At 64.9% G+C, this 14,044-nt stretch carries 11 protein-coding genes; 2 read left to right on the top strand and 9 right to left on the bottom strand.

Annotated elements, in window-relative coordinates; all coding sequences use genetic code 11:
- Positions 1-4 precede the first annotated feature (4 nt).
- On the bottom strand, positions 5-1,543 hold the full coding sequence (locus ACT6UX_RS16940) for an ABC transporter substrate-binding protein (protein ID WP_444776318.1): 1,539 nt from the start codon (positions 1,541-1,543) through the stop codon (positions 5-7).
- A gap of 224 nt (positions 1,544-1,767) precedes the next feature.
- Positions 1,768-3,297 (bottom strand): ABC transporter substrate-binding protein, encoded by a 1,530-nt coding sequence (locus tag ACT6UX_RS16935; RefSeq protein ID WP_444776317.1) that lies wholly within the window; start codon positions 3,295-3,297, stop codon positions 1,768-1,770.
- A gap of 129 nt (positions 3,298-3,426) precedes the next feature.
- Here ACT6UX_RS16935 and ACT6UX_RS16930 point away from each other — a divergent pair, with 129 nt between their 5' ends.
- Complete coding sequence (locus tag ACT6UX_RS16930) at positions 3,427-4,191, top strand: DODA-type extradiol aromatic ring-opening family dioxygenase (protein WP_444776316.1); 765 nt, start codon at positions 3,427-3,429, stop codon at positions 4,189-4,191.
- A 162-nt stretch (positions 4,192-4,353) separates the two neighbouring features.
- On the opposite strand, the gene ACT6UX_RS16925 is transcribed toward ACT6UX_RS16930, so the two are convergent.
- From ACT6UX_RS16925 to purC, 7 genes are all read right to left on the bottom strand, one after another.
- Positions 4,354-7,821, bottom strand: a complete 3,468-nt coding sequence (locus ACT6UX_RS16925; RefSeq protein WP_444776315.1) for a Calx-beta domain-containing protein — start codon at positions 7,819-7,821, stop codon at positions 4,354-4,356.
- 190 nt (positions 7,822-8,011) lie between these two features.
- A complete protein-coding gene (gene grxD, locus ACT6UX_RS16920; protein WP_422012099.1) occupies positions 8,012-8,353 on the bottom strand; it encodes a Grx4 family monothiol glutaredoxin in 342 nt (113 codons plus the stop codon).
- A 55-nt stretch (positions 8,354-8,408) separates the two neighbouring features.
- Positions 8,409-8,645, bottom strand: coding sequence for a BolA family protein (locus tag ACT6UX_RS16915; RefSeq protein ID WP_444776314.1), 237 nt, complete (start codon positions 8,643-8,645; stop codon positions 8,409-8,411).
- A 9-nt stretch (positions 8,646-8,654) separates the two neighbouring features.
- Complete coding sequence (purL, locus tag ACT6UX_RS16910; protein ID WP_444776364.1) at positions 8,655-10,874, bottom strand: phosphoribosylformylglycinamidine synthase subunit PurL; 2,220 nt, start codon at positions 10,872-10,874, stop codon at positions 8,655-8,657.
- Between the two features lie 46 nt (positions 10,875-10,920).
- Positions 10,921-11,613, bottom strand: coding sequence for a phosphoribosylformylglycinamidine synthase subunit PurQ (gene purQ, locus ACT6UX_RS16905; protein WP_444776313.1), 693 nt, complete (start codon positions 11,611-11,613; stop codon positions 10,921-10,923).
- 148 nt (positions 11,614-11,761) lie between these two features.
- Positions 11,762-12,004 carry a phosphoribosylformylglycinamidine synthase subunit PurS gene (gene purS, locus ACT6UX_RS16900; RefSeq protein ID WP_444776312.1) on the bottom strand — a complete coding sequence of 81 codons (243 nt, stop codon included), beginning with the start codon at positions 12,002-12,004 and terminating at the stop codon, positions 11,762-11,764.
- Between the two features lie 9 nt (positions 12,005-12,013).
- Positions 12,014-12,778 carry a phosphoribosylaminoimidazolesuccinocarboxamide synthase gene (gene purC / locus ACT6UX_RS16895; protein ID WP_296332650.1) on the bottom strand — a complete coding sequence of 255 codons (765 nt, stop codon included), beginning with the start codon at positions 12,776-12,778 and terminating at the stop codon, positions 12,014-12,016.
- Positions 12,779-12,918: 140 nt separating this feature from the next.
- Between purC and ACT6UX_RS16890 the strand changes: the two genes are divergently transcribed.
- Complete coding sequence (locus ACT6UX_RS16890) at positions 12,919-14,040, top strand: ferritin-like domain-containing protein (RefSeq protein WP_444776311.1); 1,122 nt, start codon at positions 12,919-12,921, stop codon at positions 14,038-14,040.
- The last annotated feature ends 4 nt before the right edge of the window (positions 14,041-14,044 follow it).

The raw sequence follows: 14,044 nt of genomic DNA, 5'->3' as shown, positions 1-14,044 counted from the left end.
GGTGCTACTTCTTGGTGATGTTCCACATCACCGGCACGGGGCCGGGCAGCCAGCCGCTGATGCGATCCTTGCGATAGGCGCCGAACGCCTTGTATTGGCCGAGCACGATGTACGTGGCCTGGTCCATCACCCGATCGGAGACGGCCATGGCGATCTCCTTCCGCTTGGCCGGGTCGACCTCCTTGGCGTAGGACGCGCGAAGCTTCTCCATCTCCGGGTCGCATGGCCAGCCGAACCAGGCCTTCTCGCAGCCGCCGCTGGTGAAGGAATTGCCGGCTGGGCTCTCGGTACCGACCGTGACGGTCGTCGTGTAGAAGATGTTCCAGCCGCCCTGCGCCGGCGGATCCTTCTTGGCGCGGCGGGTCACGACCGTCTGCCAGTCCATCGACTGCAGATCGACCTTGAAGCCGACGGCCTCCAGCGCCTGCTTGCCGACCGGCGGCAGCTGATTCGAGGAGAGCAGGTCGGTCGCATGCATCATGACGATCGGCGTGCCGTCATAGCCGCTCTCCTTGAGGAGCTGGCGCGCCTTCTCTAGATCGGGCTTGATCAGCAGGTTGCCGTAGCTCTTCTCATAGGGAGAGCCGCAGACCAGCGGCGCGTTGCAGACCCGGTAGATCTCGGGGTCGCCGACCTGGGCGCGCAGGAAATCCTCCTGGGCAATCGCATACATCGCCGCCTGCCGGGCCTTCAGATTGTTGAACGGCGGGTGGAGATGATTGAAGCGCATGATGATCTGGCTGCCCTGGGCATTCCAGCCGTAGAGCTCGATGTTCTTTTCGGCCTTCAGCAGCGGGAAAAGATCGGGCACCGGGATTTCGATCAGGTCGATCTCGCCCTGGACCAGGGCATTGACCGCCGTACTCGGGTCGGAGATCGCCAGCCATTCGAGGCGATCGATCTTCACCACCTTGCCGCCGGCCAGCATCGAGGGCGGCTCGGCGCGCGGCTTGTACTTGGTATTCTTGACGTAGACCACCTTCTCGCCGGGCTTCCACTCATCCTTCTTGAAGATGAACGGGCCGGAGCCGGTGTAGTCGTCGATCTGCTTGAACGGGTCGGTCTCGGCGACGCGCTTGGGCATCATGAACGGCACGGTCGAGGACGGCTTGCCCAGCGCGTCGAGGACGAGGCCGAACGGCTCCTTGAAGACGATCTGGAAGGTCTTGGCATCGATGGCCTTCATCGTGCCGACCGCCGCCATCATCTGCTGCCCCAGCGAGTCGCGGGCGCCCCAGCGCTTGATCGAGGCGACGCAGTCCTCGGCGGTGACGGGCTGGCCGTCATGCCAGGCCAGGCCGTCACGCAGCGTGAAGGTCCAGGTCAGCTTGTCGGCCGAGGCCTCGTACTTGTCGACCATCTGCGGCTGGATGCGCGCCTCGGCATCCTGGGCAAACAGAGTATCGTAGATCATGTAGCCGTGGTTGCGCGTGATGAAGGCGGTCGTCCAGATCGGGTCCAGGACCTTAAGATCGGAATGGGCGACCATCTTCAGGGTCTGCGCCGAGGCCGGGACCCCGACGGCCGTTACCGCTGTCGACAAGGCCAGACAGGCTGTGACCTGTCGCAATCTCCGCATAATGTGCATTGTTTGTCTTTTCCCTTCTTCAACACCCAACTTCACACAAACTGCCACGAGCCCCACGAGGAATAAAGCAATGTCCGCGCTGGCGGCGGCTCGATCGGCTGCTGTCCTGCACAAGAGAGAAGAGGACCTTCGCCGGTCTGGCGAAGGTCCTCCTTCCCGTGAGGGGCGACGCTATGCGGTCATTTCTTGCTGATGTTCCAGAGTACCGGGACGGGGCCGGAGAGCCAGCCGCTGATCCGGTCCTTGCGGTAGGCGCCGAAAGCCTTGTACTGGCCGACCGGCGCGTAGAAGCCCTGGTCCATCAGGCGGTCGGAGATGGCGATGCCCAACTCCTTGCGCTTGGCCGGATCGCTTTCCTTGATGAAGGCCGCGCGCAGGACCTCGATTTCGGGGTCACATGGCCAGCCGAACCAGGCCTTCTCGCAAGTGCCGGCGGCGTAGGCGTTGACCCCGGGATTGTCGAGGTCGAGCGTGATGTTGGTCGTGAAGAAGATGTTCCACCCGCCCTGCGCCGGCGCTTCCTTGCGGGCGCGGCGGGCCACCACGGTCTGCCAGTCCATTGCCAGGAGGTCGATCTTGAAGCCCGCCTTCTCGAGCTGCTGCTTGGCAACGGCCTGCACCTGGTTCGAGGATTGCAGGTCGGTCTGCTGCAGCATCGCGACGGGGGTGCCGTCATAGCCGCTCTCCTTGAGGAGCCGACGTGCCTTCTCGAGGTCGGGCTTGATCAGCAGGTCGCCATATTCCTTGCCGTAGGTCGTGCCGCAGACGAACGGCGCGTTGCAGACCTTGTAGATTTCGGGATCGCCGACCTGGGCGCGCAGCATGTCTTCCTGCGCGAGAGCCCACATCGCCGCCTGACGCGCTTTCACGTTGTTGAAGGGCGGGTGCAGCGTGTTGAAACGCATCAGGATCTGACTGCCCAGCGCGTTCCAACCGAACAGCGCGATGTTCTTGTCGGCCTTCAGCATCGGGAAGAGGTCGGGCACCGGCGATTCGATCAGGTCGATCTCGCCGGCCAGCAGGGCATTCACCGCCGTGCTCGGATCGGGGATCGCAAGCCATTCAACCCTGTCGACCTTGGCGACCTTGCCGCCTGCCAGCATCGAAGGCGGTTCGTTGCGCGGCTTGTATTTCGTATTTTTTACGTAGACGATCTTCTCGCCGGGCTTCCACTCCTCCTTCTTGAAGATGAAGGGGCCGGAGCCGGTGTAGTCGTCGATCTGCTTGTTGGGATCGGTCTCGGCGACCCGCTTGGGCATCATGAAGGGCACGTTCGACGAAGGCTTGCCGAGGGCGTCGAGCACGAGGCCGAACGGCTCCTTCAGCTCGATGGCAAATGTCTTGGCGTCGACCGCCTTGATGTCCTTGGTGGCCTTCAGCAGCAACTGGCCAAAGCCGTCGCGCGCGCCCCAGCGCTTGATCGAGGCGATGCAGTCCTCGGACGTGACGGGCGTGCCGTCGCTCCATTCGAGGCCGTCCCGCAGGGTAATGGTCCAGGTGAGCTTGTCGTCGGAGACGGTGTACTTCTCCGCCATCTGCGGCTGGATCTTGAGGTCGGCGTCCTTGGCGAACAGGACGTCGTAGATCATGTAACCGTGGTTGCGGGTGATCAGCGCTGTGGTCCAGATCGGATCGAGGATCTTGATGTCCGCATGCGACACCATTCTGAGCGTTGTCTGAGCCGCCGCCGGCACCGACGTTGTGGCCATCACGGCCGCCACTCCGAGGGAGGCCGCCAGCGCCACTCGTCTCCGCAAACTCAACATTCAATAACCTTTCCCATGATAGACTTCAGACAATTGCATAAAGGCTGCCACGCGGCCTGAGAGGAAAAAGACATGTCGATGCCTTCGATCTTTGTGTCGCATGGAGCGCCGACGCTCATCCTGACAGATGCGCCCGCCCGGACGTTCCTGGCGGGCCTTGGCCAGCAAATTCCGCGCCCGACAGCCATCGTCGCCGTCTCTGCCCACTGGGATACCGATGTGCCGGCCGTATCGCTCGTCCGCAGGCCTGACACGATCCACGATTTCTACGGCTTCCCCGAAGCCCTCTACAAGCTGCGCTATGACGCGCCCGGCGCGCCGGCGCTCGCCGAGAAAGTCGCGAAGCTCACAGGCGCCGCGCACGATCATCACCGGGGCCTCGACCATGGCGCCTGGGTGCCGGCGATGCTGGCCTGGCCCGAGGCCGACATCCCCATCTTCCAGCTCTCGGTGCAGCCGGCGCTCGGCCCCGCGCACCACATCGCGCTCGGGCGGAAGCTCGCGTCGCTGCGCGAGGAAGGTGTGCTGGTCATGGGTAGCGGCAGTGCGATCCACAATCTGCGCGCCCTGGTGCGCAACGAGGACGCCTCGGAGCCCGAGCCCTGGGCGCAGGCCTTCGACGACTGGATGGCCGACACGCTGGAGAAGGGCGACGAGCTCGCCCTTGCCGACTATCGCGCCAGCGCCCCCTTTGCGCGGGAGGCCCACCCGACGGACGAGCACCTGCTACCGCTGCACGTCGCCTATGGCGCTGCGGGCGAGGGCGCTCGGGGCCGGGCACTCCATCGCAGCTTCACCTTGGGGAACCTATCGATGGCCGCCTACACGTTCGATTAGGCTCTCAGCCGAAGGAGAATCACCCACCTCGCCATTCAAATGGGGAAGACGACGTCTTACGCCGTCGGAGGGGCATGAGCTTCCGGTGATCGCTCTCCCTGCAGCGCTCCCGGACATCGCAAGGCGATGCCCTGACGCTTGTAGGCCGAGCTTCGCCGGGCTTCACATCATGAGGTCGTAGTCGCGCGCCGCATGCGCGGTATCCAGGGCCGCAGCCCATTCCGCGACGGCGCTGGCGTCCTTCGCGGCGATGTTGGCCAGGGAGAGTTCCGCGAGCGAGACGTCGGTCAGCTTGTACGTCTGATTGTTGCCCTCGACGGTGACGACGGTCGAGCCGTTCGCTTCGGCGATGGAGAAATGGTCCCCGGCCATCCAGCTGAAGTCGAGCGTGTCGAGAGCGGTGTCGAAATTGATCGCCTTGTTGGTGCCCCAGGCCCAGGTGATCGCGAACGTATCGGCCTTTCCATTGCCCACATGGCCCTGGTCCGGCTCGCGATCGTCATTGACGATGGTGCCGATGGCGGTCGCGTCGGCGATGGAGGCGCCGCTGGCATTGGAGAGCGTGATCGCGAAGGTCTCGTTCCCCTCGAACACGGTGTCGCCACTGATATCCACATGGACCAGCTTCGAGGTCTCGCCGGCGGCGAAGGTGACGGTGCCGCTGGAGGCCACGTAGTCCGAGCCGGCCGTCGCCGTGCCATTAGAGGTCGAGTAGGCCACCGTCACGGGCCCTGAGGGGGCCTTGTCGAGTGCCACGGTGAACATGAAGTGGGCGTGCTCGCCATTGCCCTCGGCGACCGCGAGGTCGGCGATGGACAGGGCCGGCAAGACCGGGACGCCGTCGTCGTCAATGATGGTGCCGATGGCGGTGCCGTCGGCGATCGTGGCGCCGGACGAGTTGGAGAGGCTGACCGTGAAGGTCTCGTTGCCCTCGGCCAGCACGTCGCCCTTGATGTCCACATGGACCATCTTGGAGGTCTCGCCGGCGGCGAAGGTGACGGCGCCGTTGGTGGCTACATAGTCCGAGCCGGCGGTCGCCGTGCCGTTGGCGGTCGAGTAGGCCACCGTCACCGGCCCGTCTGCGGCCTTGTCGAGCGTCACCATGAACATGAAATGGGCATGGTCGCCATTGCCCTCCGCCACCGAGAGGTCGCCGATGGAGAGCGCGGGAAGTGCGTCGCCCTCATTCCCGGCCACGCCGTCGGTCGCCCCGGACGCGCCTGCCACCGTGCCTCCGCCGGCAATGGGCAGGTTGAAGTCGACGAGCTGGGCGTTCGATGCCTGCCCCATGCCGATCTTGCCGGACAGGTCGTCCTCGCGCACCTGGGTGAAGGTGAACTCGAAATTGACCGGGAAGAGGTCTGCCCGGGTCACGCCGAGCAGGATGAGCTTCTGGCCCGTGCTGAGATCCGCGATGACCACGCCTTCGCTGCTGTCGGTCATCGAGAGGTTCTCGCGGCTGCCATAGAATTTGAAGCTCACCGCGTCGGTGGCGGGATCGAAGGCGACCCGGTCCACCTGGCCGACTTCATGGGAGCGCATATAGACGGTGTCGGCAGCGAGCACCGGTCCGTTCTCCCAGGCCAGCGCTCCGCTCAGCGCCTCGCGCAGATGATTGTTGTCGATGAACTCGAAATTCTCCACCGACAGGTCGGCGAGGCGGACGCCCTGTACGATCACCGTCTCGCCGCTCCAGGGACTCGTGAAGCCGAAGCCCTGGGGCGTGTCGATGATGATGAAGGAATGGATGTTGGCGTTGCCGAGATCGATCCTGTCCACCGCGGGATCGAAGCCGATGATATCGGGGCCACTCACGGAGTTGACCAGCCAGACCTTGCCGGTTCCGTTGCCCGGATCCTGCTGCGTATCGTCGTCGGTGATCTGCCCGATCGCCACGGCGTCGGCGATGGTTGCGCCGGTGGCGCTGGAGAGGGTGAGCGAGAAGGTTTCGTTCGCCTCCACCGCGGTGTCACCGTTGACGACCACATGCACCATCTTCGAGGTCTCGCCGGCCGCGAAGGTCAGCGTTCCGGTGAGCGCGGCATAGTCGGATCCCGCGGACGCGGTGCCGTTGGCGGTGGCGTAGTTGACCGTCACGGGCCCGGTGGCAGCCTTGTCGAGCGTGACGATGAACATCAGCTCGGCGGTGCCTGAATCGCCCTCGCGCAGGGAGACATCGCCCACAGAGAGCGCGGGCAATGTCGGCGCCGTATCGTCATTGGTGAGGGTGCCGGTTGCCGAGCCGTCGGCGATGGTCGCGCCGGCGGCATTGGCGAGGCGGATGACGAAGGCCTCGTTGCCCTCCGCTGCGGTATCGCCCTTGACCGTCACCTGGATGGTCTTCGACGTTTCCCCCGCCGCAAAGGTGAGGGTGCCGTTCGCGGCAACATAGTCGCTACCGGACGTGGCGGTGCCGTCCGCCGTCGAATAGGCGACCGTGACCGCGCCGGCTGCCGCCGCGGACAGGATCACGGTGAAGGTCATGAGCCTGGTGCCGGAGTTGCCCTCCTGCACCGACACGTCGGCGATGGACAGGCTGGGCACCGCCGGCTCCGCCGTGTCGAAGGCCGAGTCCCATTTCTGGATCGCGCTCGCGTCCTTCGCGCGGATATTGTCCATGCTCAGCTCGGCGAGCGTGACGCCGTCGAGCCTGTAGGTCTGGTTGTTCCCGATGATGGTGATGACGACCGAGCCGCCCACCTCGGCGATGGAAAAATTGTCCTTCTGGAGCCAGCCGAAATCGAGCACGTCGAGGTCGGGGTCGAAGGCGAGGATGGTATTGGTGCCCCACATCCAGCTGATGGTGGTCACGGTGGCCGCGCCATCGCCTCCAGTCTGTCCGCTGCCACCCGTCTGTCCGCCGGTGGAGCCGCCGTCCGCCTGGGTGCCGTCCCAGGCTGCATAGTCGGAAACTGTGCCGTCATTGTTGAAATCGTCGTGCCAGAGCTCCTCGGCGAAGGCGAGTGTCTTGGCCGACTCGTGGGCGGCGATGAGGGTCGAATAGCTCGGCGTGTCGTAGGCGCCGAACTGCTGGATGTATTTGAGGATGGAGGTGCCGTATTCGTCGGCCGAGGCGCTGCCATTGTTGAGAAGGTCCAGCGTGCCCCAGGCCCCGCGCAGATGGGCGGCGGCGAGAATGCCGGTGAGGGTGAGCGTCACGGTAACGCTCTGCCCGTTGGTGTCCACGTACGTGCGCTGGGTGCCGATCAGCGCGTCGAGGCTGGTGCCCTTCGCCTCGAGCCCGCTCTGGATGACGTTGAGGTTGTAGCCGAACGCATCGAGGATGATGGCTTCCTGGATGTCGGTCTTGAGCGTGGCGAAGCTGTCGACGCCGTTCTTGCCGGTGAAACGGCCGGTCCAGAGGTTGCCGGTGTTATCCAGATAGTAACCGAGGTCGATGAGCAGCGGCTCGCCGAACTGATAGCCGACGAAGCCCAGCGAATTCACGGAGGTGTACTGCATGTCGCGCCAGGAGAGATCGCCAGCCTGATAGGCGTTCCAGTTGGCATCGCCCACCCAGCTTCGAATCTGGGCCTCGGTGATCTGTCCCGAGAGATAGCGATCATGGTCGACACCCGATTCGAACGCCCGCAGCGCGTCCAGAAACCCCGTGAACGTCCCGTTCGACATGACTCGCCCCCTCCGGCTTCAACTCGGGACCGACCGCGCGCTGCCGCCGGTACCCATAGGCCGTACGCGAAAACCATAACCGTTCGATGTCGCTTCTGTCGAAGGGCCGCACAGTCGATGCGCGCGCCAACGCAAAACGGGAGCGCTTTCGCGCTCCCGTTTGGGTCGGAAACCAGGAACGTTTGGCTGACTATGCGGCCTCGGCCAAAGCCACGCCCTTTTCCTTGAAGACCTGCTCCAGTTCGCCGGTCTCGAACATCTCACGGACGATGTCGCAGCCGCCGATGAATTCGCCCTTCACGTAGAGCTGGGGGATGGTCGGCCACTGGCTGAAATCCTTGATGCCTTCCCGCAGTTCCGGGTCGACGAGGATGTTGATGCCGTGGAACTTCACGCCGAGCTGGCTCAGCACGTCGACCACCGCGGCCGAGAAGCCGCACTGGGGGAACACGGGCGTTCCCTTCATGAACAGCAGAACGTCGTTCTTGCCGATTTCGTCGCGGATACGCTCGAACACCTGGGGTTCGCTCATGATCGATCTCCGTGGAGCGCCACCGGGGGCGCGGGGGTGTCTGAATATAGGGCGCTCAGGGCCTTTGCGCCATGGTGGTCAGCTTGAGGGCGTGGAGAACGCCCCCCATGCGGCCGCCCAGCGCCCCATAGACCATCTGGTGCTGCTGGATCTTGGATTTGCCGGCAAAAGCGGCCGAAATGACCGTGGCGGCGTAGTGATCACCGTCCCCGGCGAGGTCCTGGATTTCGACCTCGGCACCCGGGATGCCTTCCTCGATGAGGCGAACGATGTCGTCAGCTTGCATAGGCATGAGAAATCCTCAGGCGGTGCTGTTCATGTAACCGGGGAGCCAGTTCTCGTGGGCATCGCGCAGATCCTGCAGCGGCAGGGTGAGCAGCCCGTCGACCGTAATGTCCGGGCCTCCGGAATAGCCCAGCAGCACGGCGGGGACGCCGGCCTGGCGGGCGGCCGCGACGAGCGCGGGGCCATCGTCGGTCGCGATCAGGTAGCGGGCCTGGTCCTCGCCATAGAGATAGGCGTGGGGTGCGACGTCGCTCGCCGGCAGCTTGATGCAGGCGCCGGTGTCGCCCGACAGGCACATTTCGGCGAGCGCCACGAGCAGGCCGCCATCGGAGAGGTCGTGGCAGGCATGGACGCGGCGGCCGACGATCTCGCCACGCACGAAGTCACCGTTGCGCCGCTCGACGGCGAGGTCGACCGGCGGCGGGGCGCCTTCCTCGCGGCCGTGCATCTCGCGCAGGTAGATCGACTGTCCCAGCCAGCCCCTGGTGTCGCCGATCAGCACCAGCGCGAGGCCGGACTGGACGAGGCGTGAACCGGCAGAGGTCGCGATGTCGTCGATCACACCCACCGCGCCGATGGTCGGGGTCGGCAGGATCGGCCGCCCCTCGGTCTCGTTGTAGAGCGAGACGTTGCCCGACACGACGGGGAAGTCGAGCGCGGTGCAGGCTTCCGCCATGCCCATGATGGCGCCGGCGAACTGGCCCATGATCTCGGGCTTCTGCGGATTGCCGAAGTTCATGTTGTCGGTGACGGCGAGCGGCCGGGCACCGACCGCGGTGATGTTGCGCCACGCCTCGGCCACGGCCTGGCGGCCGCCGGTCTCGGGATGGGCCTGCACGTAGCGCGGGGTGCAGTCCGACGTCATGGCGAGGCCCTTGTGGCTCGCCGGCTTGGGCGCGCCCGGCACGCGCACCAGGGCCGCATCGCCGCCCTGCGGGCGGATCGCGGTGTTGCCCATGATCAGATGGTCGTACTGGTGCCAGATCCACGCCTTGCTCGCGAGGTCGGGGCAGCTCATCAGGGTGAGCAGCGAGGCTTTCCAGTCGGTCGGGGCGGGCACCTTCGACGCGTCCAGCTCGGGCGGCAGCGGCGTCAGCGTCCACGGCCGCTCGTACATCGGCGCTTCGGTGACAAGCGGCGGGATCGGGATGTTGCCCACCACGTCGCCATGCCAGGTCAGCACCATGCGCTCGGTGTCGGTCAGGTGGCCGATCACGGCGAAGTCGAGTTCCCACTTCTCGAAGATCGCGCGCGCCTGGTCCTCGCGGCCAGGCTTCAGCACGATCAGCATGCGCTCCTGGCTTTCCGACAGCATGAGCTCGTAGGGATTCATGCCGGTCTCGCGCATCGGCACCTTGTCGAGTTCCATGACGAGGCCCAGCCCGCCCTTGGCCGCCATCTCGAACGAGGAAGAGGTGAGCCCGGCCGCGCCCATGTCCTGGATGGCGATGATGGCGTCGGTCGCCATCAGCTCGAGGCAGGCTTCCAGCAGCAGCTTCTCGACGAACGGATCGCCGACCTGCACCGTCGGGCGCTTGCTCTCGCTGTCCTCGTTGAACTCGGTCGAGGACATGGTGGCGCCGTGGATGCCGTCGCGGCCGGTCTTGGAGCCGACATAGACCATCGGATTGCCGATGCCGGCGGCCGCCGCATAGAAGATCTTGTCGGTCCTGGCGACGCCCACGGTCATGGCGTTGACCAGGATGTTGCCGTTGTACGCGGCATGAAAGTTGGTCTCGCCACCCACGGTGGGAATACCCATGCAGTTGCCGTAGCCCGCGATGCCGGCCACCACGCCCGAGACGAGGTGACGTGTCTTGGCGTGCTTCGGGTCGCCGAAGCGCAGCGCGTTGAGGTTGGCCACCGGCCGCGCACCCATCGTGAAGACGTCGCGCAGGATGCCGCCGACTCCGGTCGCCGCGCCCTGGTAGGGCTCGATGTAGGAGGGGTGGTTGTGGCTCTCCATCTTGAAGATGGCGGCCTGGCCGTCTCCGATGTCGATGACGCCGGCATTCTCGCCCGGCCCCTGGATGACCCACGGCGCCTTGGTCGGCAGCTTCTTCAGCCAGACTTTCGAGGACTTGTAGGAGCAGTGCTCGCTCCACATGGCCGAGAAGATGCCGAGCTCGACCATCGTGGGATCGCGGCCCATGATCTTCAGCAGGCGCTCATACTCGTCCGGCGCCAGCCCGTGCTCGGCCACGATCTGCGGGGTGATCGTGGGTTCGTTCGGCAGCTTGACGGGTGGGTTCTTTTCCTTGGCTACGGTCACGACGCGTCTTTCATGAAAGGGCTTCGACCATGCCCTCGAACAGGGCCTTGCCGTCGGTGCCGCCGAACATCGGCTCCACCGCATTCTCGGGATGGGGCATCAGGCCCAGCACCGTCTTGGTGTCGTTGAAGACGCCGGCGATGTTGCTGCTGGAGCCGTTGGGGTTGCCTCGCCCGTCGACGATCGAGCCGTCGGGGCCGCAGTAGCGGAAGGCGATCTGGCCGCGATCCTCGAGCCGCTTCATCGTGTCGGCGTCGGCGAAATAATTGCCCTCGGCATGGGCCACCGGGACCTTGATCACCTGGCCGGCCTGGTAGCGGTTGGTGAACAGGCTCTGGCTGGTCTCGACCCGGAGGTGGACGTCGGCGCAGACGAATTTGAGGTGCGAGTTGCGCATCAGGGTGCCCGGCAGCAGGCCGGCCTCGGTAACGATCTGGAAGCCGTTGCAGATGCCCAGTACCGGCACGCCCAGCGCGGCGCGCTTCTTGACCTCGGCCATCACCGGCGACTGCGCGGCCATCGCGCCGCAGCGCAGATAGTCGCCGTAGGCGAAGCCACCTGGCACCACGATCAGGTCGACCTTCTCGAAGTTGCCGTCGCCGTGCCACACCATCTGCGGCCGGCGGCCGGTGACCAGCTCGATCGCCTGCGCCACATCGCCTTCGCGATTGGAGCCGGGAAAGACCAACACAGCTGCTTTCATCTCCGTCCGTCCCTACCTGCAAGGCCCTCACCCTGAGGAGCGCGCGCAGCGCGCGTCTCGAAGGGTCGGCAACAAAGGCGGTGCTTGTTCCCATCCTTCGAGACGCAGTCCTGCGGACCGCTCCTCAGGATGAGGTCGTTCGGCTTCATCAGCCCACCAGTTCGATCGAGTAGTTCTCGATCACCGTGTTGGCGAGCAGCTTCCTGCACATTTCCTCGACTCGGGCCTTGGCCTTCGCCTTGTCGGTCTCGGCGAGCTCGAGTTCGATGAACTTGCCCTGGCGCACGTCGCCGACCTCGGGGAAACCCAGCCGGTTCAGGGAATGTCCGATGGCCTTGCCCTGGGGATCGAGCACGCCGTTCTTGAGGGTCACGTGGACTCTGGCTTTCATGTCGCCTCTTTACTGCAGCGTGGTGGGGCCGCGCACGTCGCCCGGTCCCTGGTCGATGAGGATGCCGAGGCGCCGCGCCACTTCCTGGTAGGCTTCCTCGACCTTGCCGAGGTCGCGGCGGAACCGGTCCTTGTCCATTTTCTCGTTGGTCCTGAGATCCCACAGCCGGCACGAATCGGGGCTGATCTCGTCGGCCAGCACGATCCGGACCATGTCGTCCTCGTAGAGTCGGCCGAACTCGATCTTGAAGTCGATCAGCTTGATGCCGCAGCCGAGGAACAGGCCGAACAGGAAATCGTTCACGCGCAGCGTCAGCGCCACGATGTCGTCGAGGTCCTGCGGCGTCGCCCACCCGAAGGCGGTGATGTGCTCCTCGGTGACCATCGGGTCGCCCAGCGTGTCGTTCTTGTAGAAGAACTCCATGATGGAGCGGGGGAGCTGGGTGCCTTCCTCGACGCCGAAGCGCTTGGCGAAGGAGCCGGCGGCGACGTTGCGGACCACGACCTCGAGCGGGATGATCTCGACCTGCCGGATGAGCTGCTCGCGCATGTTCAGCCGGCGGATGAAATGGGTCGGCACGCCGATTTCCCCGAGCTTGGTCATCAGGAACTCGGAAATGCGGTTGTTGATCACCCCCTTGCCGGTGATGACCCCCTTCTTCTGGTTGTTGAACGCGGTGGCGTCGTCCTTGAAGTACTGGACGATCGTCCCGGGTTCGGGCCCCTCGAACAAGGTCTTGGCCTTGCCCTCGTAGATGCGGCGACGGCGGGACATGTCTTACTCCTGCGCGGGCGATGCGGATCGCCCGCCTTTCGGGCGGAATATGGCGGAAACGCCATGCGCCGGTACTGGGGAAAAATCCATTGAAAAAGGTGACGGGGTCGTCATATTAAACTCTAAATGGGAGGCCTCACATGGCCCAGCAAATCACCTACGACAAGGCCTATGACACGGTCGGACGTGAGGATTTTCCGGCAATGCTGGAAGTTCCCCGGTATGGCCGCCGGACCGACGCCTTCGACGGCATCATTTCGGCGACCCACGACCATTTCTGGGACCCGTTCGACAAGAGCTACATCGACTTCGACCAGCCCTTCGACATGGCGAAGACCCCCATCATGCCGCTCGACACGGTGGTCGAGCTGAAAAGTGCCGTGGCGGACCGGCTGGACGAGGGCCAGAAGATCGGCCTGGGCAACGACGTCATGCACTGGTCGATCTCCAACCTGCTGCACGGCGAGCAGGGAGCGCTGTCGCTGTCGGCCAGCCTCTGCCACATCCTGCTCGACCCCGGCGCCCAGGAATACGCCGCCAACCAGGCCCGCGAGGAGGCCCGGCATGTTGCAGGGTTCACGCGCTATATCGGCCGCCGCTGGGGAGCCCCCCTGCCGGTGGGCAAGACCATCGCCACCGTCCTCACCGATCTGGTGACGACGGAGGAGGTCTACAAGAAGATCGTCGGCATGCAGATGCTGATCGAAGGCATCGCCATGGGCTCTTTTGCGACCCTGAACGCCAAGACCAACGACCCGGTGCTGCGCCGGCTGGTCCAGCTGGTGATGAGCGACGAGGCCTTCCACCACCGCTTCGGTCGCATCTGGGCGTCCCGCACCATCCGTCATCTCAGCGAGGACGAACACAGGAAGGTCGAGGACTGGGCGGCGCAGATCTTCCAGACGCTGCTGTTCAATTTGATCAACGCCGAGCAGAAGCAGGTCATCTACGCCAAGTACGGGCTCGACTGGCAGTGGGTGCGCGACGCGATGAAGGAGGTCTTCACCGACGAGGACCGCCGCGCCAACCTGAAGGAAGGCACCAACATCTTCCGTGTCCTGATCAAGACGCTGCTGCACGCCGGCATCATCACCCCGCGCACCGCGCCGCTCTACGGCGTCTGGGTCGACATGAAGGAACTCGAAGCCGAGGGTGACGGCATCCCCGGCGACATCGTCGCCGAGGAAATGATGGTGACGCTCCGCGAGATCAACGCCAAGCGCAAGCGCATCGTCTCGAAGGACGTGGCTGCCGCGGGCTAGACCG

The sequence above is a fragment of the Reyranella sp. genome, assembly GCF_052439685.1.
In the GTDB taxonomy this organism is placed as follows: domain Bacteria; phylum Pseudomonadota; class Alphaproteobacteria; order Reyranellales; family Reyranellaceae; genus Reyranella.
Note: the sequence above shows the minus strand (reverse complement) of the source record. Positions and strands in the feature narration are given on the sequence as shown.